The 20,093-nt window shown below is 64.8% G+C and carries 14 protein-coding genes; 1 reads left to right on the forward strand and 13 read right to left on the reverse strand.

Features of this window, described 5'->3' with window-relative positions:
- The 9 genes from ABWY06_RS06530 to hmpA form a co-directional block, all read right to left on the reverse strand.
- A complete protein-coding gene (locus ABWY06_RS06530; RefSeq protein ID WP_353924750.1) occupies window positions 1-2,217 on the reverse strand; it encodes a hybrid sensor histidine kinase/response regulator in 2,217 nt (738 codons plus the stop codon).
- Between the two features lie 7 nt (window positions 2,218-2,224).
- Window positions 2,225-3,985: a methyl-accepting chemotaxis protein gene (locus tag ABWY06_RS06535; protein WP_353924751.1), complete on the reverse strand. Its 1,761-nt coding sequence runs from the start codon at window positions 3,983-3,985 to the stop codon at window positions 2,225-2,227.
- 21 nt (window positions 3,986-4,006) lie between these two features.
- On the reverse strand, window positions 4,007-5,647 hold the full coding sequence (locus ABWY06_RS06540; RefSeq protein ID WP_353924752.1) for a methyl-accepting chemotaxis protein: 1,641 nt from the start codon (window positions 5,645-5,647) through the stop codon (window positions 4,007-4,009).
- A gap of 17 nt (window positions 5,648-5,664) precedes the next feature.
- Window positions 5,665-6,273 (reverse strand): chemotaxis protein CheW, encoded by a 609-nt coding sequence (locus ABWY06_RS06545; RefSeq protein ID WP_353924753.1) that lies wholly within the window; start codon window positions 6,271-6,273, stop codon window positions 5,665-5,667.
- Entirely contained in the window at window positions 6,258-7,796 is a 1,539-nt protein-coding gene (locus ABWY06_RS06550; RefSeq protein WP_353924754.1) for a CheR family methyltransferase, read from the reverse strand. The genes ABWY06_RS06545 and ABWY06_RS06550 overlap by 16 nt, the downstream gene beginning before the upstream one ends.
- A complete protein-coding gene (locus tag ABWY06_RS06555) occupies window positions 7,783-8,262 on the reverse strand; it encodes a chemotaxis protein CheW (RefSeq protein ID WP_353924755.1) in 480 nt (159 codons plus the stop codon). Before ABWY06_RS06555 ends, ABWY06_RS06550 begins: the two co-directional genes overlap by 14 nt.
- A gap of 146 nt (window positions 8,263-8,408) precedes the next feature.
- Complete coding sequence (gene dapA, locus ABWY06_RS06560) at window positions 8,409-9,284, reverse strand: 4-hydroxy-tetrahydrodipicolinate synthase (RefSeq protein ID WP_353924756.1); 876 nt, start codon at window positions 9,282-9,284, stop codon at window positions 8,409-8,411.
- A gap of 265 nt (window positions 9,285-9,549) precedes the next feature.
- Window positions 9,550-9,966, reverse strand: a complete 417-nt coding sequence (locus ABWY06_RS06565; RefSeq protein ID WP_353924757.1) for a hypothetical protein — start codon at window positions 9,964-9,966, stop codon at window positions 9,550-9,552.
- Window positions 9,967-10,044: 78 nt separating this feature from the next.
- Entirely contained in the window at window positions 10,045-11,226 is a 1,182-nt protein-coding gene (gene hmpA / locus ABWY06_RS06570) for an NO-inducible flavohemoprotein (protein WP_353924758.1), read from the reverse strand.
- Window positions 11,227-11,432: 206 nt separating this feature from the next.
- Here hmpA and norR point away from each other — a divergent pair, with 206 nt between their 5' ends.
- Window positions 11,433-12,986: a nitric oxide reductase transcriptional regulator NorR gene (gene norR / locus ABWY06_RS06575; RefSeq protein WP_353924759.1), complete on the forward strand. Its 1,554-nt coding sequence runs from the start codon at window positions 11,433-11,435 to the stop codon at window positions 12,984-12,986.
- A 19-nt stretch (window positions 12,987-13,005) separates the two neighbouring features.
- Here norR and ABWY06_RS06580 read toward each other — a convergent pair whose 3' ends face one another.
- From ABWY06_RS06580 to ABWY06_RS06595, 4 genes are all read right to left on the reverse strand, one after another.
- Window positions 13,006-14,337 carry a response regulator gene (locus tag ABWY06_RS06580; RefSeq protein ID WP_353924760.1) on the reverse strand — a complete coding sequence of 444 codons (1,332 nt, stop codon included), beginning with the start codon at window positions 14,335-14,337 and terminating at the stop codon, window positions 13,006-13,008.
- A complete protein-coding gene (locus tag ABWY06_RS06585; RefSeq protein WP_353924761.1) occupies window positions 14,334-16,541 on the reverse strand; it encodes a response regulator in 2,208 nt (735 codons plus the stop codon). Before ABWY06_RS06585 ends, ABWY06_RS06580 begins: the two co-directional genes overlap by 4 nt.
- Before the next feature lie 34 nt (window positions 16,542-16,575).
- A complete protein-coding gene (locus tag ABWY06_RS06590) occupies window positions 16,576-17,388 on the reverse strand; it encodes a substrate-binding periplasmic protein (protein ID WP_353924762.1) in 813 nt (270 codons plus the stop codon).
- A 93-nt stretch (window positions 17,389-17,481) separates the two neighbouring features.
- Window positions 17,482-19,935: a glycogen/starch/alpha-glucan phosphorylase gene (locus tag ABWY06_RS06595; RefSeq protein WP_353924763.1), complete on the reverse strand. Its 2,454-nt coding sequence runs from the start codon at window positions 19,933-19,935 to the stop codon at window positions 17,482-17,484.
- Window positions 19,936-20,093 lie beyond the last annotated feature (158 nt).

Raw genomic sequence — 20,093 nt, forward strand, 5'->3', positions numbered from 1 at the left:
TCATAGCAGACGCTGGATGGCGTCCAGCAGGTTTTCCTGGTCGAAACCGCTCTTGACCAGGTAGGCATTGGCCCCGGCCTCCAGTCCCCGGGCGCGGTCTTCGGCCTGGTGCAGGGCCGTCACCAGGATCACCGGCAACCCGCTCAACTCGCGGTCGGCACGGATCCGGCCGGTCAGGCTGAAGCCGTCCATCCGGGGCATTTCCACATCGCTGACCAGCAGGTCGAAACGCCCCTGTTTCAGGGTATTCCAGGCTTCCAGACCGTCATTGGCGGTGGTCACCCGGTAACCCGCGCCCTCGAGTATCGCCTTGAGCAGGCCCCGGGACGTGAAGGAGTCCTCGGCGATCAACAGGCGCCGAACCACCCGGGTATCACGCACCTGCTCCTGGCGGCCGAGGCTGACGCTCTGGGTTTCCAGCGCGCTGCGGTAGAGGTCGACCGGATGCAGGATCGGCACCAGCTGACCATCGCCCAGCACGGTCGCTCCCAACAGGTTACGCACCCGCAACAACTGGCGGCCGAGCGGTTTGACGGTGATTTCCTGATCGCCCAGCAACTCGTCGATCGACAGGCCGAAGCGCTCGCCGCGGACCTTGAACACCAACAGCAACAGCGCCTTGCCAGGCCGTTCGGAGTCGCCAAGCCCGAGCACCTCGGACAGGCTCCAGAGCGGCAACAGCGCCTCCTCGAACACCACCGAGGGACGGTTCTCCAGGTTCTTCACCGCCGCCAGCGGCAACCGCAGGCAGCGTTCGACCGCCAGGGCCGGGATGGCGAACACCCGTTCGGCATTGCGCACGATGACCGCGCGGAACGTCGACAGGCTTAGCGGCAGGTGCAGGTGAAAACAGCAGCCCTGTCCCGGTTCGGACTCCAGCTCGATACGTCCGCCCAGGCGCTCGACCACCTCTTGCACAATGGCCATGCCCAAGCCGCGGCCGGACAGGTCGGTGAGCATGGCGCTGGTGGAAAGCCCGGAGGTGAAGATCAGGCGCAGCGCTTCGGCAGTACCGAGGGCTGCGACCTGCTCGACGGACAACAGCCCGGCGCTCAGCGCACGCGCCTTCAACTGTTCGGTATCGATGCCGCGTCCATCGTCGCGTACCCGCAACTCGAACCGGTCGGCGGACTCCTGCAGCATCTCCAACTGCAACTGACCCACCGCGGCCTTGCCTGCGGCTTGCCGTTGCGACGGCGACTCCAGGCCATGGTCGATGACATTGCGCAGCAGATGGACCAGCACCGGACGCAACTCGTCGAGGATGCGCTTGTCGATCTGCAGTGCTTCGCCGCGCACGCTCAATTCGACCCGTTTGCCCGCGTCGGCGGCCAGGTCCTGGAGCATGGCCGGCAGGCCCTCCACCAGGCTGCTGGCAGGCAGCAGCAACACCGCCTGCAACTCGGCGAACAGGCCGTCGCTCAATTGCGTCAGGCCCTGCGCCAGATGGGTCGCCGCCTTGGCCAGGCGCAGCGCTTCGAAGTGTTGCCGGTCGTGCAGGGACAGGCTCCAGTCCAGGTAGTCGAGCAGGTTCTTCAGCCCATCGCGCCCCTCCGGCGGCAATTGCTCGAGCCCGTCGCGCAACTGCTTGAGCGCACCGCTGGCCAGCAGTTGCTTGTGCCGCTGCGGCTCGAATGCCAGGGCGTGGGCCCGCAGGTGGCGGGCATGGGCCTGGGCCTCGAGCCGATGCTGCAGCAGCGTCTCGCTCTGGAACAACAACGCATCCAGGCGCTGGGTCGAGACCCGCACGGTGCTCGGGTCGCTGGGGCCGCTGACGACATTGATCGCGCCCGGCGGGCCGACGCTGGCCTGGGGCAGGCTGAACGCGTCACCGAGCGCCGCCGCTTCCAGGTTTTCGATCAGCCGATGGTGCTCGAAGTCGTCCGTGGGCTGGCCCTCGTGCAAGCGTTGCACCGCGCGCAACACATGACGGCAGAGCTCGACCCGTTCGCTGGACAGCTCCAGCTGTCCGTGACGCACGGCCCCCAACAGGCTTTCCCAGGCATGGCAGAGCTGCTCGATGGCCGTGTGCCCGGCCGCTCGTGACGCGCCCTTGAGGCTGTGTACCTCGCGAAACAGCGACTCGATGGAATCGTCGCTCGCCGTGGACTCGCGCCAGCCGGCCAGCCCGTCGGCCAATACCGCCAGGCGTTCCTGGGCCTCGACCTGGAAACTGGCCAGCAAGCGTTGCCGCAGTGCTTCGCGATCCAGGCTCATGACCGCCTCACAATTTGAACTGCCCGGCCAAGCCCTGGAGTTTCGAGCCCAACTGATGCAGGTTGCGGGCTGCCAGGTCGACCTGGCGGGTGCCGCCGACATTGTCCTGGCTGGCCTGGCGGATGCTCTCCATGGCACTGGCGATCTGGTCCATGCCGATCATCTGTTGCTGGCTGGTGGCGGCGATCTGCAGTGCCATCTCGCTGGACTCCTCGATGCTGTCGCCCAGGGTGCGGATCGCCTCGCCACTGACCTGGGCCCGCGCGTAGCCACTTTCCACCGACTTGCTGCCCTGCTCGGCCAGCAACACCGCCCGGGTCATGGCCTTCTGGATTTCCCCGAGGATGCCGCGCACCTGGGCAGTGGCCTGCTTCGACTGGTCCGCCAGCGCCTTGACCTCCTGGGCCACCACCGAAAACCCCTTGCCTACCTCGCCAGCCTTGACCGCCTCGATGGACGCGTTGACCCCGAGCAGGTTCGACTGCTCGGCCAGGTCGCTGACCGAGGCGACGATCTCACCGATGGTCTGGCTCTGTTCACCCAGGCGCATGATGCTTTCCGCCACCGCCTGCATCTGCTCGCGGATCAGGCTCATGCCCTTGAGCGCCTCTTCCACTGACTGGCGTCCGCCATAGGCGACCTGGCGGGTGCGCTCGGTGCTCTCGGCCACCAACTGCGACTTGTTGCCGGCGAGAATCGCGGTCTGCTTGACCTCCTCCACCGTGGTGGCGATTTCACTGATGGCCGTGGCGGTCTCCTGGGTGCTGGAGGCAACCTGGGTGGTGGCCGCAAGGATTTCCTCGCTGGACGAGGCCAGCACGGCGATACCCTCGTTCAGTTCCAGCACCACGCCCCGCAGGTTGCCTACCATGGTGGCGAACGCCCGGCCCAGCACATCGCCTTCCGAGGCCAGCTGGACCCTGGTGTCCAACTGGCCCGCGGCCAGGTTCTCCGCCTTGGTCGTCAGGTTCAGCAAATACTGGCCCATGCGGTCGAACGCCTGGCTCAGGCGACCGACCTCGTCCTGGCGCGCACCGCCGAGCAGTTCCCGCGGAATCTCACCGCCACTGATGCGCTCCGCCCAACCGGTCAGTTGCGCCAGGGGCTGGGCGATATGGCGACTGAGCAAGCTCGCCAATACACCGCCTAACAGCACCAGCAGCGCGCCACGCCAGAGGATCTGCTGGCGCTGTGCGTGCAACGCCGCCTGGGTGTGCGCCAGGGTTTCCTGGACCCGCCGTTCCGTCAGCTCGGCCAACTGCTGGCCCAGCCGGTGGATCTGCTGCATGCGCTGCGCCTGGATGCCCAGGGCCAGCTCGCGAGCGGCCGCCAGGTCGCCCTTCTGCAGCAAGGGCAGGGTCTCGTTATCACGGGTCTGTACGTAGGCACCGCGCAGTTCCTCCAGGGACTCGAACACCGCGCGACCCTCGCCATCCCCCTCCAGGGCGTCGCGCAGGTGCGCCAGCAGCCGGGTATTGTTGGCGGAAAAGGCCTGTATTTCCGCTACCACGTCGCTCCGCTCGGCGGGCGGGGTTTCCGCTTGCATGGCCAACAGCAGGATGATGCGCTGATTCATGATATTGATGCGCAGCTCCTTTACATCGGAGACCCGCTGGTAGCTGCGGGTGAATTCCAGGGCTTCGCGTTGCTGCAGCCCGGCGAAACTCTCCAGGGTCAGGTAGAACATAAGCGCAAAACCGACCATCAAGAGCAGGAAGATCAGCAGCAGTTTGCTGCCGATCCTCAGGTTTGCGAGGGTAGCTATCATCCGTGTCTCCCACTGCCGCGCCTAAAGTTTGAACTGGCTGGCCAAGCCCTTGAGTTTCATGCCCAGCTGGTGCAGGTTGCGGGCCGCCAGGTCGACCTGGCGGGTGCCGCCGACATTGTCCTGGCTGGCCTGGCGGATGCTCTCCATGGCAATGGCGATCTGATCCATGCCGATCATCTGCTGCTGGCTGGTGGCGGCAATCTGCAGCGCCACCTCGCTGGACTCCTCGATGCTTTCGCCCAGGGTACGGATCGCCTCGCCGCTGACCTGGGCCCGCTCGTAGCCGCTTTCCACCGACTTGCTGCCCTGCTCGGCCAGCAGCACCGCGCGGGTCATGGCTTTCTGGATTTCCGCCAGAATGCCGCGCACCTGGGCCGTCGCCTGCTTGGACTGGTCCGCCAGCGCCTTGACCTCCTGGGCCACCACCGAAAAGCCCTTGCCCACCTCGCCGGCCTTGACCGCCTCGATGGACGCGTTGACCCCGAGCAGGTTCGACTGCTCGGCCAGGTCGCTGACCGAGGCGACAATCTCGCCGATGGTCTGACTCTGTTCACCCAGGCGCATGATGCTTTCCGCCACCGCCTGCATCTGCTCACGAATCAGGCTCATGCCCTTGAGCGCCTCTTCCACCGACTGGCGTCCGCCATAGGCGACCTGACGGGTGCGCTCGGTGCTCTCGGCCACCGATTGCGACTTGTTGCCGGCGAGAATCGCGGTCTGCTTGACCTCCTCCACCGTGGTGGCGATTTCGCTGATGGCCGTGGCGGTCTCCTGGGTGCTGGAGGCGACCTGGGTGGTGGCCGCGAGGATTTCCTCGCTGGACGAGGCCAGCACGGCGATCCCCTCGTTCAGTTCCTGGACCAGTTCGCGCAGGTACTGGCTCATGCGCACGAAGGCCTGTCCCAGTCGGCCGACCTCGTCCTGACGGGCATCGCTGCTGATTTCCCGCGGTATTTCGCCACGGCCGATCTGCTCGGCCCAACCGGTCAGGCGCGCCAACGGCAAGGCGATATGCCGACTCAGCAACCACGCCAGCGCGGCACCGCCGATCACCAGGGCCAGGCTCAGGCTGAAGATCTGTTCACGCAGGGCCTCCAAGGCCAAACGCGACTCGTCGAGGGCCTGGGCGACGTGCCGGTCGGTCAGCTCGACCAGTTGCAGACCCAAGGCGTTAATCTTGTCCAGGCGCTCACGCTGTAGCCCCTGGTTGAGCGCCTGGGCCTGCTCACGCTGACCGTTACGGATCAGCGGCAACACCTCATCGGTCCGTGTCTGTCTCACCGAGGCGCGCACGCTTTGCAGCTCCTCGAGCAGGGCACGGGCTTCGTCGTCATCGCGGGTGCCCTGGCGCAAACGCTGCAACAGTTGGTCGTTGGCACTGCTCAGGCGCTGGATTTCGGCCTCCAGGCGGGTCTGGTCGGCGGTCCCGGTTCCATCGATGGCCGCCTGCAGTTCGGCACGCTGGGCCAGCAGGTTCAGGCGCAGTTCCTTTACCGCGGAAATTCGCTCGTAGCTGCGTTGGAACAGCCGCTCCTCACTCTGCTGCAGGCTGACAAATCGTTCCAGGGTGACAAACAGCAGGCTGCCGAAGCCGAGGATCAGGACCCCGAAGGCCAGGATCAACTTGCTACCGATCCGCAGGTTCATGACGGTACCCAACATGCCGTTCTCCTTGTGGTTTATGGCCTGGCCTCGACCCGCAGCTGGGGATCCGCCAACAGGCGCGCCCCATCCAACACCGTCCATTGCTGTGGCGTGACCCCCAGCAGGTATTCCGCCCGCACCCCGACCAGGTTGGCCAGGCCACTTTGCAATGAGGCGCGGGCCAGCGGGACTATGCCCAGCACCCGGTCGATCAACAGCCCAAACTCCATGTCCGCGCTCTGCAGGATCACCAGGAAATTCTTGTCCGACAGGCCGTTGATCGGCAGCTCGAACAGCACCCGCAGGTCCACGACCGAGACGATGCGGCCCCTGACGTTGACGATGCCAAGTACAAAAGGCGGAGTGTTGGGCAACGGTGTGAACTGCGAGAGCGGTAATACTTCGGCCACATGTTCGGTTTCGATGGCATAGGTCTCGGCACCGATCTCGACGCTCAACACCTCCACCCAGGCATCCGGCTGCTCGATCGGCAGCGGTGTGGCCCAATCCAGGGTACGGGCCCGCAGGCGTGCGTCGCGGACCTGCGGGTCCGGCGTAAAACCCGCGGCGATACGTTGCTCGAAGGCGTCCAACTGGTCGCGCATCTGTGCCCAACGCTGCGCCGTATCTATAGGCTCCGACATGCGGCTAGACCCTCCAGCTGTTGTTCGCACAAACGTTGCAACTGCCCGCCGCTCAACCCGTCACCCAGGGGCAACAGCGCCTCGGGCGCCTGTTTGTCCAGCAGCCGGCAACACAGCAGGAGCGCCTTGTGACTGGCCGGCAGCCGCCCGGCCTCGCGCAACAGCTGGGCCTGCAGGAAATGCCCCATGATCAGATCCGGATCCAGGTAGAGGGCCTTCTGCAGCGCCAACAGGGCGGCCGCACTGTCCCGCGTTTGCTGCGCCAGCAGCGCCATCAACCAATAGGCGGTGGCCGAAGTGTTCTCCAGCACCAGGGCGCGCTGCAGCCAATCCTGGGCTTCGTCGCCTTGCTGTTGGTCGGCCCAACTGCGGGCCATCTCCAGGCTGGCCAGGTGCCGCTGGTGCTGGCTCAGGCCCGGACACGCGAGGTAGTCCAGCAGGCTTTGTCGCATGCGCAGCGGCTGCCCTTGTGCACCCGCCTGTTGCGCCAATTGCCAATGCCGCTCCTGGGCAGCGCAGGCCGCGGGCAAGACCTGGGGCGCCAGCACGGCCGTCGCCTGCGGCGCGGCGCGAAGGGCAGGCGGCAGGGCGTCGCGCCGAACCCGCCTGGGCGCCGCCGGCAGCGGGGGCCCGTCGAGCGCTGTTGGCGACCGTGTCCGCCGCCGGGCATCGGCCTTCAAGGCGTAGTTGCTACCGGCCCAGAATCCGCAAAGTCCGGCCTGGGTGGCCAGGCCCGCCTCAACCGCGCTGAGCAACAACAATCCCTCGCCCGTCAGGCAGCCAAGCAGGCGCTGCAGCGCATGCGCCGAGCGTTCGGCGGAAAAATACATCAGGACATTGCGACAGAGGATCAGATCGACCTCGGCCAGACGCAAACCCGGGTTGGGCAACGGACCATTGGCCAGGTTGTACGGGATAAAACGAATTCGCCCGAGCCACTCGGGGCGCACCTGCCAGCCCCGGTCCTGGGCCTGGAAATAACGGCTGCGAAAGCCCTCGTCGTTGCGGCGAAAGGCATTCTGGCCATAACAACCCTGCGCCGCCCGCGCCAGAAACTGCGGGTTGATGTCACTGGCGATCAACTCGATCGTCCAGGCAGGCCCCTCGCCGCCCAGCAATTCATCCAACAGGAACAGCAGGCTGTAAGCTTCCTCGCCCGTGCAGCAGGCGGCGCTCCAGAGGCGCAGGTAGCGTTGGCCGGCCTCGCGGCGACGGGCGATCAAGGGTTGAAGGTAATGCTGGCTAAGCCAGTCGAAGGCTTCAGCATCACGGCGGAAATAGGTTTCGCCGACGCTGAACGCCGGTGTCAGCTCCTGCACCAGGCGCTCATCCCACTCGGCGAAGGCCAAGGCCTCCAGCCATGCGCCGATGGCGCTGACCTCCTGCTCGAGCGCCAGCAACTGCAGCCGCCGCAACAGGTCGGTGCAACGCGCTCCTGAAAAGTCCGTGCCCAGGTGCTGGTGCACCTTGTGCACCAGCACGTCGCGAACCCGTGCCGAGCACGGCGGTTCAAGCCGGGTCATCGCTGCCACCCGCCATACGCAGCAACGCCTGGTCAAGGTCCAGCTCGTCGTCGGTCGACAACAACTGCTCGACATCCTGAATCAGCAACAGCCCGCCGGCAGTGCGCAGCACGCCTTTGAGCAAGGTGGAGGGTACCTGGGGTTGCCCGGCCGGTGAAAAATTCTCGGCCACGCAAATGACGGCCGACTCGACCCGCTCGACTGGCAGCAAGAGGTCACGCTGAGAGGTTCTTAACCAGATAAAGGGCTGCCACAGCAGTAAAGGGGGGGACGGCCAATTGAAGCGCAGCGCCAGGTCGATAACCGGCAGAATCCGCCCCTGTACATTGACCAAACCCCGTATGCTCGCTGGCGCGCCGGGCAAGGGCGTGCTGAGCAATGCCGGCAGTACCCTGACGACCGATTCCAGCGCCACTGCGAGGTGCTGCCCGGCCAACCAGAAGGGCAACACAAGATAATTCTCCATACTGCATCCCTGTCGCCGCGTTCCGTCTCACCTCCGTTCACCCTAGCTCAGCCCGGGTGCGCGTCCAGTCATGGCGAACAACACGCGGCGCCAACAGGGTCAACCAACCGCCCTCGGGACGTCGGCGCCAGCCCTCGCCCTGCGCCTCAGGACAGCAGGTGCAGCTCGAGCATCGCTTGGCGTATCGACCGTTGCGAAGCCTCCGCCAGCGGTACCATGGGCAGGCGACAGCCGTCGTCGCACAGCCCCAGCAGCGACGCCGCGTACTTGATCCCGGCCGGGTTGGGCTCAGCGAACAGCGCCACATGCAGCGGCACCAATTGCTCGTGCAGGCGCAGGGCCAAGGCGTAGTCGTGCCGACGGCAGGCGTCCTGCAGCTGCACGCACAGGGCCGGGGCCACATTGGCGGTCACCGAGATGCAGCCGCCACCACCCGCCGCGTTATAGGCCAGCGCGGTCAGGTCGTCGCCGGTGAAATAGCTGAAGGCTTTACCAATCCGCTGCCGCTCCAGACTGATTCGTCCGAGATCGCCACTGGCATCCTTGACCCCGACCACACGTGGCAACAGCGCCAGGCGTGCCATGGTCTCGGGCGTTACCTCGACTATGGTGCGCGGCGGAATGTTGTAAATCAGCAGCGGCAGTTGCACCGCCTCGTGCAAGGCCTCGAAGTGCCGGTACAGCCCTTCCTGGGAGGGGCGATTGTAATAGCCGGCCGCCGCCAACAGGCCGTCGGCGCCGGCATCCTCGGCATCGCGGGCATAACGAATGGCCTCTCGCGGGTCATTGGCCGTAGCCCCCGCGATCACCGGCACCCTTCCCGCGGCCTCCTCACAGACCAAGCGCAGTATCCGCTGGTATTCGTCGGCCGAAACGGTCGGCGCCTCGCCGGTGGTGCCGAGGGCCACCAGCCCCTGCACCCCCTGTTCGATCTGCCAGGCCACCAACCTGCGCAGCGCCGCCTCATCCAGCCGACCCTCGCGGAAGGGCGTAATCAGTGCGGTATAAACGCCATAAAACATCGGAAAGCTCCTGAATTCGGGCAATAAAAAACCCGGTGGCGGGGATCGCGACCGGGTTGTTGAACACCTATGGGGTCAGCCAGGCGCAACCAGGTCGCGAGAAGGTTTGTCCTTCTTGCAACGTTTGGATTCGAGTGCCTGACGCAAAACGAGAGCTGGCATGGGGTGCCGATGACCTTGGGTGAGAAGCATGACTCTAACCCCGGCGCAGCGGGCCGGTCAACGCGGATCCGCGACTTAGCGGGCGGCGCGCCATAGACCCGGATCAACGCCCCTGTGGGCCGGCCTCCCTAGACCGGCGGCCATTTCGCCCCTGCCTATCACCTTGCCCGGTCCCGAACTGCCGGTGCCCGCCGGCTGCCTGCAATCTTTCGAACGGAGCCTGATGGATGACCTGCCACCCCTGGTCCAGCGCTACACCGAAGGTTTCCTGCACCGCCGCCATGCGCATGACGAATACCAGAACACTCAACCCGGGTATTCGCAGTCCGAACGCCGACAGTCCGTCGGTAAGCTGACCGGCGAACGCCGCGGGGGCTTGGTCGAAGTGCGGGTCAAGAACCACTTTTGCCGTCGGCGACCACCTGGAATCGATGGCCCGGGAGGCAAGCTGGAACTGTGGGGGCAGCACCTGGAAACCCCCGGTGGTCAGTTGGTGCAGAGCGCACCGGGCGATGGCCATGGGCGCTACCTGCCGGTGCCGGGAAGTTCGACCTGCAGTACGCCCTGCTGCTGCGCTGCTGTCCCCCACGTTGACCGATCAGCCCTCCAGTGCCGAGGCCGGACCGAAGAATTCGTAGTGGCTCTGCTGCTGCGGTACCGACAGCGCCGCCAGGTGCTGCTTGACCTGGACCATAAAGGCTTTGGGGCCCAGGAAATAGGCCTCCAGGTCCGGGTCTTCGGGCAACCAGTCGGCCAGCAGCGCGCGGCTCAGAAACCCGCTGGCGTCCGGCGCATCCCCGGTACGCGGCTCGCTGTAGCAGACGTACTGGCGCAATTGCGGGTGCTGATCGGCCAGGGCCTGGACCGTCGGGCCAAAGGCATGCACGCCACCGTGACGCGCGCAGTGGATAAAGTGAATCGGGCGCCCCGAGGGTAAAGCCGCCTCCAGCATGCTCAGGGTCGGGGTGATCCCGACCCCGGCACTGATCAGCACCAGCGGCTTGCCGCTGTCGCGCAGCACAAAGGCGCCTGCCGCGGGAAACAGCTCCAGGCGATCGCCCTCCCGTACCCGGTCATGCAGGTGCGCCGAGGCGCGCCCCGAGGGTTCGCGTTTTACGCTGATGCGGTATTCCCGGCCATTGGGGGCCGTCGACAACGAGTAGTTGCGTCGAACCTCCTCGCCGTCCAGGTTCAGCTTCAGACCGATGTACTGGCCCGGGAGATAGCCCGGCACTGCCTGCCCATCCTCGGGCTGCAGGTAGAACGAGCAGATTTCCTCGCTTTCGCGCACCTTGCGCGCCACCTTGAACCACCGCGCCCCGCGCCAGCCGCCCGGCACGGCGGCGTTGGCCGCGTACTGCTGTTCCTCGGCGCCGATCAGCAGGTCGGCCAGTTGCTGGTAGGCGGCGGCCCAGGCCTCGAGCATTGCCGCGTCGGCCACTGTCTCGCCGAGCACCTCGCGGATCGCCCGCAACAAACACCCGCCGACCAGGGGGTAGTGCTCCGGCAGGATCTGCAGCGACACGTGCTTGGCTACGATCTGCCCGACCAGCGGACCCAGGGCGTCCAGTCGGTCGATATGCCGGGCATACATCAGCACGCCGTTGGCCAGGGCCCGTGGCTGGTCGCCGCTGACCTGGTGGGTCTGGTTGAACAACACCCGCACTTCGGGATGCTCGGCCAGCAACAAACCATAAAAATGCGTGATCAGCTGTTCACCGCCGGCTTCCAGCAGCGGGACGGTGGACTGCACGAGGTGACGCTGATGGGCAGACAACATGAGGCATTCTCCAACGGGGATTTTTGGGGGGAGCGCCGACCGGCACGCAAAGCGGGCGGGCGTGGGCTCAGGTGGTACAGTCCTAAGCGCTGTACTCAATCCAAGACTCGTGCCAGGATATTTCCCCTTTAAAATCAATAGCATTTTTTATTAGGAGTCATTATGACAGCGGACAATAGGTGTCATGGCGACAACGGCATGTCTAAATGACCACTTCCACCCTGCTCGCCGCATTGCTACCGCTGGTGGACGACCTGTCCCGTGAACTGCCCGAAGACGAAGGCTACCGACGCCTGCTGCGACAGCTGCGAGGGCTTGTGGCCTGTGATGCCGCGGCCTTGCTGCGGCTGGAGGGTCAGACACTGGTGCCGTTGGCAGTGGACGGCTTGAGTACGGATACCCTCGGGCGGCGTTTCGAGCTGGACCAGCACCCACGGTTCGCGGCCCTGCTGGCGCACCGGGGCCCGACCCGGTTTGCCGCCGATTGCGGCCTGCCCGACCCCTACGACGGCTTGGTGGACGGTCTTCAGGGGCACCTGGAGGTGCACGACTGCCTGGGTTGCCCCTTGTTTATCGACGGTCTGCCCTGGGGCCTGTTGACCCTCGACGCCCTCAACCCGGCGCAGTTCGCCCAGGCCGACCTGGACAACCTGGAAACCTTCGCCCGCCTCGCCGCCGCCACGGTCAAGGCCACCGAACGCCTGCAGCGCTTGCGTCGGCAGGCCGACCAGGAGCACCGCCTGGCGGAGCACTACCGCCAGGCGCTGACCGCGCCGCGCGAACTGATCGGCCAGAGCCCTGCGCATAAACGCCTGCTCGGCGAAATTGCCCTGGTCGCCGACAGTGACCTCACGGTGCTGATCAGCGGCGAAACCGGGGTTGGCAAGGAGCTGGTCGCCCAGGCGATTCACGCGGCGTCGCGACGCGCCGCGCAACCCCTGATCAGCCTCAATTGCGCCGCCCTGCCCGAAGCCCTGGTGGAAAGCGAGCTGTTCGGCCATGTACGCGGGGCGTTTTCCGGCGCCATTGCCGAGCGCAGCGGCAAGTTCGAGCTGGCCAATGGCGGCACGCTGCTGCTAGACGAGGTGGGCGAGCTGCCGCTGGCCGTGCAGGCCAAGCTGCTACGGGTGCTGCAAAGCGGCCAGCTGCAACGCCTGGGCTCTGACCGCGAGCATCGGGTCGATGTGCGGGTATTGGCAGCCAGCAATCGCGACCTGGCCGACGAGGTGCGCAGCGGCCGCTTCCGCGCTGACCTCTACCACCGCCTGAGCGTCTACCCCTTGCGGGTTCCGGCCCTGCGCGAGCGCAGCCGGGACGTATTGCTGCTGGCCGGGTTTTTCCTCGAGCAAAACCGCTCGCGGCTGCGCGTGCGAGGCCTGCGCCTGACACCACGGGCACAGGCGGCCCTGCTTGCCCATGACTGGCCAGGCAATGTGCGCGAACTCGAGCACCTGCTCAGCCGCGCCGGATTGAAGGCCCTGGCCGCGCAAGCGGAGCACCCGCGCATCCTGAGCATCTGCGCCACCCAGTTGGACCTACCAACCGCGACCGGCGGCGCCCCGAGCGCGCCGGGCCCCGCCCTGACGCTGGCGAGTGGCGACCTGCGCCTGGCCGTGGATGCGTTTCAACGCCTGCAGATCGCTGCAGCACTGGACCGTCACCGTCACAACTGGGCGGCCACCGCCCGTGAACTGGGGCTGGACCGCGCCAACCTGCACCGCCTGGCCAAGCGCCTGGGGCTGCGCGGACAGCCTGACTAGCGGGTATTCGCAACAGGCCCTAGGCCGCTTCCTGGGGATTGACCGGCAAATGGACGGTGAAACAAGTGCCCTTACCCAACTCACTGGTCACCTCGATCCGCCCACCGTGTTTTTTCACGATGCCGTAGGACAGCGACAGGCCCAGGCCGGTGCCACTGCCGATGGGTTTGGTGGTGAAAAAAGGCTCGAAGATGCGCTTGAGTGTCTCGCTGGGGATGCCGCTGCCGTCGTCGCTGATCTCGATCCAGACCCACTGATCCTGGCAACCGGTGCGCAGGGTGATGGTGCCGGGGGTCTCCATGGCCTGGGCCGCATTGATCAGCAGGTTCATAAACACCTGGTTGAGCTGGGAGGCGATGCATTTCACCGGCGGGATCTGGCCGAATTGGCGAATCACCTTGGCCTTGTATTTGATCTCGTTATTGGCGATGTTAAGCGTGGTTTCCAGGCCATGGTGCAGGTCCGCCTCGACCCAGGTCGACTCGCCCATATGGGAAAAGTCCTTGAGTGACTGGACGATATCCTTGACCCGGACCAAACCCTCGTTCGACTCACTCAACAGCTCGAAGATATCCTCCTTGAGGAAGTCGATTTCCGCCTGCTGCTTGATCTGGTTCAACTCCGGCAACAGCTCCACGCTGGCGCTCGAGCGCCGCACCGTTGCCTCCATCTCCTCGATGACTTGCAGCAGCGTGCGCACATAACGCTCCAGGGTGCCCATATTGGAATTGACGAAGCCGACCGGATTGTTGATTTCATGGGCGATGCCCGCCGCCAACTGGCCCACCGAAGCCATCTTCTCCGATTGCAACAGCTGCTCGTGGGCATTCTGCAATTTCTGAATCAGCGACTGCTGTTCCACGCCCACCTCACGCAGCGCTTCCTCGCCACGCAGGCGCTCCTCGATCTCCTGCTGCAGCAACAGGTTCTTGCTCGACAATTGCTTGTGCATGGCCCGCAGCGCCAGGTGGGTACTGATGCGCGCGAGCACCTCTTCGATCCGAATCGGCTTGGTGACAAAGTCCACCGCTCCCACGGCAAAACCGGTGACCACGCTCTCGGTGTCGGTCAACGCGGTCATAAAGATGATGGGGATCTCCTTGACCGCATCGATCAGCTTCAATTGGCGACAGGTTTCGAAGCCATCGATTCCTGGCATCATCACATCCAGCAGGATCAGGTCCGGCTGCACCCGGCACGCACGCTGGATACCTTCCTCGCCGTCCTGAGCGACCACCACACGCAGCCCCTGCTCCTCAAGGTAGTCGGCCAGTACCGCGACATTGGCCGGCGTATCGTCAACGATCAGCACGGTATGCCCCTGCAAGGCCGGTAGCAGGAATGCACTCATGGCCGCTCTCCCAGATCCATATGCTGTCGCACCCATTCAAGTATCGCCTTGGACTGGTAGTCCTTGGCCAACTGCCGCAGCCGCTCGGCAAACGCCTGGTAGTGGCTGTCCAGCGCTTCGATCTCATCGGCCCGGCGACGGATGTCGTGCATGTTGCCCACCAAGGCCAGTTCGTAGAGGTCGCGCATCTGCGCCAGAGGGGGGGCGGTGACCGCGCCGCTGGCGACAGTCGCGACCTCGGCCGGGGCCTCATAGCGCAGCTGCAGTGCCAACAGCACGCCGATCTTCTGCAGCAACAGGTTTTGATCGACGGGTTTGAGCATGAAATCATCGGCACCGGCGAGCAGGCTCTGGTGCTGGTCCTCGCGGGCCACGCTGGCCGAGATGGCGATGATCGGCACGGACTGCAGGCCCGGGGTGGCACGGATGCGCCGGGTCGCCTCGAGGCCGTCCATGATCGGCATGACGATGTCCATCAGGACCATGTCCGGTGGCTGGCGCTGCGCCAGGGTGAGACCCTCGAGGCCATCGCTGGCCAAACGCACCTCGAACCCCAGGTCCTCCAGCAGGTCCTTGAGCATTTCACGGTTGGCCGGAACATCGTCCACCACCAGAATGCTCCGCCGCGGTCCGAGGTAGCCGACCACTATGGCCTGTTCGTCGTGCGCGGCAATATCGCCGTCCACCGCGGGTGCCCACAACTCGAAACAGAACAGGCTACCAACACTGTGCTGACTGTGCACTTCGATGTCGCTGTCCATCAGGCGTACCAGTTGCCGACTGATCGACAAGCCGAGGCCGGTTCCGCCGAACTTGCGGTGGGCTTCACCGACCTGTTCGAAGGGCTGGAAGATTTTTTCCAGTTGCTCGCCGGTCATGCCCACACCACTGTCCTGGACCTCGAAACGCAACCGCGGCGGCGTCGCCTCGGTCAGCGTGACGCTGAGGCTGATCTGCCCCTGGTCGGTGAATTTCACGGCATTGCCGAGAATGTTGAGCAGGATCTGTCGCACCCGTTTTTCGTCCAGCAGGACGGTGCGCGGCAGCATGTCGGCCAGCTGCAGGCTGAAACGCAGGTGCTTTTGCTCGGCCTTGACCCGGATGATATTGCCGATGCCGGTGAGAAATGCCGCCAGGTTGACCGCTTCGGGCGACAACTCGAACTTGCCCGATTCGATCTTGGCCAGGTCGAGCAGGTCGGAGATCAACATCAACAGATGCTCGCCGCTTTGCTGAATGGTATTCAGGCCCAGGGCCTGGCGCTCGCTCAGGCCCTTGTCACGCTTGAGGATTTGCGCATAACCGAGCACCGCGTTGAGCGGCGTGCGCAGCTCGTGGGTCATGCTGGCCAGAAAGGTGCTTTTGGCCTGGTTGGCCACATCCGCGCGCTCCTTGGCCGCCAGCAGCTCGGCGGTGCGTTCCTTGACCAGCTCCTCGAGGTGGTCGCGGTGCAATTGCAGCTCCCGCTCAGTGTGCGTACGGCGCAGGATGTCGGCTTGCAGCTCGAGGTTTTTCGTTTCGATCTGGTTGAACAGGGTTTGCAGGGCCTGGCGGGTCTGTTCGAGGCTGCCGCCGAGGGTACCGAGCTCATCACGCCGGTGCCAGATAAAGGGCGTCGACAAATCGCGCTGGGCCAGTCGTTCTGACTCCTGGGTCAGGCGCCGGATCGGCTGCAACAGGCGCCTTTGCAGCAGGGCCACGATCAATACCAGGCTCAGCAGCAGCTGGGCGAGCACGGTGGCGGCCAGGCTACGCCGACCGATGGCGATTTCATGGTCCAGCAGGGCGCTGTCGATTTCCAACTGCACCTTGCCGATGGTCTTGTCGTTGTAGACCACCGCGCGCTGTACCTTCAACTGCGCGCCCTTGCGGCGCTCGGGAAACTCCTTGACCAGAAAGTCCTGACCACCGTCGTCCAACACCTCGATCGCAACAATACGTTCATCGCCCAGCAGCGAGTCGAACAAGGGCCGGCCGCTGACCACGTTGAAGTTCCACAGCGGTTCCTGCATGCCCAGCGCCAGTATATCCACCAGGCGCAGCTGCTCCGACGCCAGGCGCTCGGTCAGGGCCTGTTCGCGATAGCCCAGGGTCAGGAAGCTGCTGATCAACGCCGGAATGGTCAAGCCGACCACCACCGCCAGCACGATCGACGCCCGCAAACCCACCTGCAGGGGTTGGCGTTGCGCTTTATCCTCGACCATTTACATGCTCCATGGACGCCCGCGAGGCACTGGCCTAGGGTCGCGGCGTGGGGTGGCCGGCCGCCGCCGGGGATGAGCTTTCCCAGGCCTGGAAATACTCGCTCTCCCAACGGTCCAGATCAGCCTGGGTCAACGCCGCGTCAAAACGACGTTGATGCTCCAGCCCTTCGGCGGTGCGTTGGAAACACACGTGCAGGGAAAGCAGGGCCAGGGGCTGGGGATGAAATTCGATGGACTCGCGCTGCAGGTTCAACTCGTGATCGCTGATCAACAGGTAACGCAACACCGACTTGTCGATGACCACCGCACGCACCCGGGAGGCCAGCAGTTTTTTCAGGTTGAGCCGATCGTTGACCGACGCCTCGATGTTCATCTGCCCCTGCTCGACCCGCTGGTCGAACGCTTCGCCGTTGGAGTAACCCAATACCACCGCCAGCTTGACCGCGGCCAAGTCGTCCAGGTCGTGCCACACCAGCGGTTGTTGTTTCAGGTAAGCCAGGCCGACCGTGCTGTGCCCCATGGCCTGGGAAAAATAGCATTGGCGGGCGCGTTCATCGGTGTAGTACGCCGGGAAATAGCCGGCGTAGGCCGGGTCGCTGCCGCCGATCTGCATTGCCCGCTTCCAGGGGAAATAGTCGACCGCCAGGGTCTTCCCGAACTGCTCGAACAAACGACCCGCGGTATTCGCCGACAAGCCCTGGGCCGGCAGTTGCGCGCCCACGTAGGGCAACCACTCGAGGCTGGCCAGACGCAGCGTCTTGGCCGGTTCGGCTGCGAGCAACCCCCTTGTCAGCAGGCCACCTACCAGCAGTACCAGCAGTGCGACTCCCTTGCGGCATAACCTCATCGCCTTCTTCGCCCCCTGGTTTACCACCGACGTCAGGGCAAAGCGTAGTCCAGCGGGCAGGTGTGGCCAGGCGATAGCCGGAAAACGCCATAATCACTGCATGACGCCCCAGATTTCACGGGCATATTCACCAATGGTGCGGTCGGAGGAAAACCAGCCCATGCGCGCCGTATTGAGAATCGCCGCACGCCACCAGGCCTCCGGCGTCTGCCACAGCGCGTCGACCCGCCGCTGCGCCGTCCAATAGGCATCGAAGTCGGCACAGACCATAAAACGGTCATGTTCCAGCAGGCCATCCACCAGCCCCACATAACGCCCCGGGTCGTCCGGTGAGAACACACCGCCCCGAATCGCCTGCAGCACCTCGGACAGGCGCGAGCTGGCGGCCACCAAGTGCGTCACATTCCACTCTTCGTTGCGTTTGCGCGCCTCGACCTGCTCGACCGTCATGCCGAAGATAAACATATGGTCAGCGCCCACCTGTTGGCACATCTCGACATTGGCACCGTCCAGGGTACCGATGGTCAGCGCACCATTGAGGCCGAACTTCATGTTGCTGGTACCGGACGCTTCCAGGCCGGCGGTGGAAATCTGCTCGGACAGGTCGGCGGCCGGAATGATCACCTCCGCCAGGCTGACGTTGTAATTGGGAATGAACACCAGCTTGAGCAACCCGCGCACCGTCGGGTCGTCATTGACGGTGCGGGCGATGTCATTCGCCAGCTTGATGATCAGCTTGGCCTGGTGATAACTGGCGGCAGCCTTTCCGGCAAAGATCTTGACCCGCGGCACCCAATCAACACCCGGCTCGTCCCGTATGGCCTGGTAGAGCGCCACCGTATGCAACAGGTTGAGCAACTGGCGTTTGTATTCGTGGATGCGCTTGACCTGGACATCGAACAGCGCCCGCGGGTCCAGGGCGATGCCAAGGCGCTCCTGCACCAGGGCCACCAGGGCCGCCTTGCTGTGCTGGCGTTGGGCGGCAAAACGCTTGCGAAAGGCGCTTTTTTCGGCGAACGGCTCCAGGGCGCGCAGCGCGGTTTGCGGGGTATCCAGCACCGTCTCGCCCAGGGTGTCGACCAGCAGCTCGGTCAGGCGTGGGTTGGCCTGGTGCAACCAGCGGCGAAAGGTGATGCCGTTGGTCTTGTTGTTGATCCGCTGCGGATACAGGCGGTGCAGGTCGGTGAAGACCGTGGCGCGCATCAGGTCGGTGTGCAGCGCCGAAACGCCATTGACGCTGTGCGATCCCAGAAAAGCCAGGTTGCCCATGCGCACCCGCCGACCATTGTCTTCCTGGATCAGCGAAACCGAGCGCAGCAAGTCGAAATCGTGCAGGCCTTGGGCCCGCAGCGCGTCTATATGCTGGGCATTGATCAGGTAGATGATCTGCATATGCCGTGGCAGCAGGCGCTCCATCAGCGCCACGGCCCAGGTCTCCAGGGCTTCGGGCAACAGGGTGTGGTTGGTGTAGGACAGCGTCGCGACAGTCAGCTCCCAGGCCTGGTCCCACGCCATGCCGTGGTCGTCGACCAACAGGCGCATCAACTCGGCCACGGCGATCGACGGATGGGTGTCGTTCAGCTGAATGGCGGCGAATTCGGGCAATGAGTGCAAGTTACCGCGTTGATTGAGGTGACGACGCAGCAAATCCTGCAGCGAGGCTGAAACGAAAAAATACTCCTGACGCAGGCGCAGTTCCTGGCCCGCTTCGGTGCTGTCGGCCGGGTACAGGACCCGGGAAATACTTTCCGCCCGCACCACTTCAGCCACCGCGCCCAGATGGTCACCGGCATTGAACCGCTCCAGGTGCAAGTCCTCCTCGGCCCGCGCCCGCCACAGGCGCAGGGTGTTCACCCCGGCGCCGCGCCAACCGACGATGGGCGTGTCATAGGCGATGGCACGGACGGTCTCGGTGGGCTTCCAGACTTGTATCAGCGCGCCACTGGCGTCGCTCTGGGCGACCACCCCACCCCCGAAGCCAATCTGGTAGCTGACCTCGGGGCGCTCGAACTCCCAGGGGTTGCCGAAGTCCAGCCAGGTCTCGGTGTGTTCCTGCTGCCAACCGTCGACTATCGCCTGGCGAAACAAGCCATGTTCGTAGCGGATACCATACCCATGGGCAACCACCCCCAGGGTGGCCATGCTTTCCATAAAACAGGCCGCAAGGCGGCCCAAACCACCGTTGCCCAACGCCGCATCGGGCTCCAGGCTGCGAATGCGATTCAAGTCCACGCCCAAGTCGCTCAGCGCCTCGCGGGCGACCTCGAGAAGACCCAGGTTGCTCAAGCTGTCGATCAGCAACCGGCCGATCAGAAATTCCAGGGACAGGTAATAAACCCGCTTCTGCCCCTTGCGGTAGCTGTGGCGGGTGGCGTCCATCCAGTGGTCCACCAGGTGATCCCGTGCCGCCAGGGCAATCGCCTCGAACCAGTCGTGGTCAAACGCATGGTCGGGGTCTTTGCCGACCGAATAGGTCAACTTGTCGAGAACGGCGGCGCGAAAGGCCGTCACTTGTTGGGCCCGTGCCTCGGTGTGCTCGTGGGACATGGTGTGGCTTCCTCGGGAAAGGTGACCGAATTCAGTAAGCCTCGCTTGGGGGTGTGACCGTCGCCGACCGGCTGGGTTCGATCCAATGCGGCGCGTTTGGACCGCTCGCCCGGCCGTACAGCGTGCAGCGCAGACACAAGCCGGTGCAGGCAGCCGCA

This window comes from Pseudomonas sp. (assembly GCF_040514055.1).
Taxonomy (GTDB): Bacteria; Pseudomonadota; Gammaproteobacteria; order Pseudomonadales; family Pseudomonadaceae; genus Aquipseudomonas.

Excerpts from the sequence above, each read along its gene's own strand:
- ABWY06_RS06565 (WP_353924757.1), bottom strand. The coding sequence starts at position 9,966 with ATGGCCATCGCCCGGTGCGCTCTGCACCAACTGACCACCGGGGGTTTC.
- ABWY06_RS06585 (WP_353924761.1), bottom strand. The coding sequence starts at position 16,541 with ATGGTCGAGGATAAAGCGCAACGCCAACCCCTGCAGGTGGGTTTGCGG.
- ABWY06_RS06580 (WP_353924760.1), bottom strand. The coding sequence starts at position 14,337 with ATGAGTGCATTCCTGCTACCGGCCTTGCAGGGGCATACCGTGCTGATC.
- ABWY06_RS06545 (WP_353924753.1), bottom strand. The coding sequence starts at position 6,273 with ATGTCGGAGCCTATAGATACGGCGCAGCGTTGGGCACAGATGCGCGAC.
- ABWY06_RS06530 (WP_353924750.1), bottom strand. The coding sequence starts at position 2,217 with ATGAGCCTGGATCGCGAAGCACTGCGGCAACGCTTGCTGGCCAGTTTC.
- ABWY06_RS06555 (WP_353924755.1), bottom strand. The coding sequence starts at position 8,262 with ATGGAGAATTATCTTGTGTTGCCCTTCTGGTTGGCCGGGCAGCACCTC.
- hmpA (WP_353924758.1), bottom strand. The coding sequence starts at position 11,226 with ATGTTGTCTGCCCATCAGCGTCACCTCGTGCAGTCCACCGTCCCGCTG.
- ABWY06_RS06535 (WP_353924751.1), bottom strand. The coding sequence starts at position 3,985 with ATGATAGCTACCCTCGCAAACCTGAGGATCGGCAGCAAACTGCTGCTG.
- ABWY06_RS06550 (WP_353924754.1), bottom strand. The coding sequence starts at position 7,796 with ATGACCCGGCTTGAACCGCCGTGCTCGGCACGGGTTCGCGACGTGCTG.
- norR (WP_353924759.1), top strand. The coding sequence starts at position 11,433 with ATGACCACTTCCACCCTGCTCGCCGCATTGCTACCGCTGGTGGACGAC.
- ABWY06_RS06590 (WP_353924762.1), bottom strand. The coding sequence starts at position 17,388 with ATGAGGTTATGCCGCAAGGGAGTCGCACTGCTGGTACTGCTGGTAGGT.
- ABWY06_RS06595 (WP_353924763.1), bottom strand. The coding sequence starts at position 19,935 with ATGTCCCACGAGCACACCGAGGCACGGGCCCAACAAGTGACGGCCTTT.
- ABWY06_RS06540 (WP_353924752.1), bottom strand. The coding sequence starts at position 5,647 with ATGTTGGGTACCGTCATGAACCTGCGGATCGGTAGCAAGTTGATCCTG.
- dapA (WP_353924756.1), bottom strand. The coding sequence starts at position 9,284 with ATGTTTTATGGCGTTTATACCGCACTGATTACGCCCTTCCGCGAGGGT.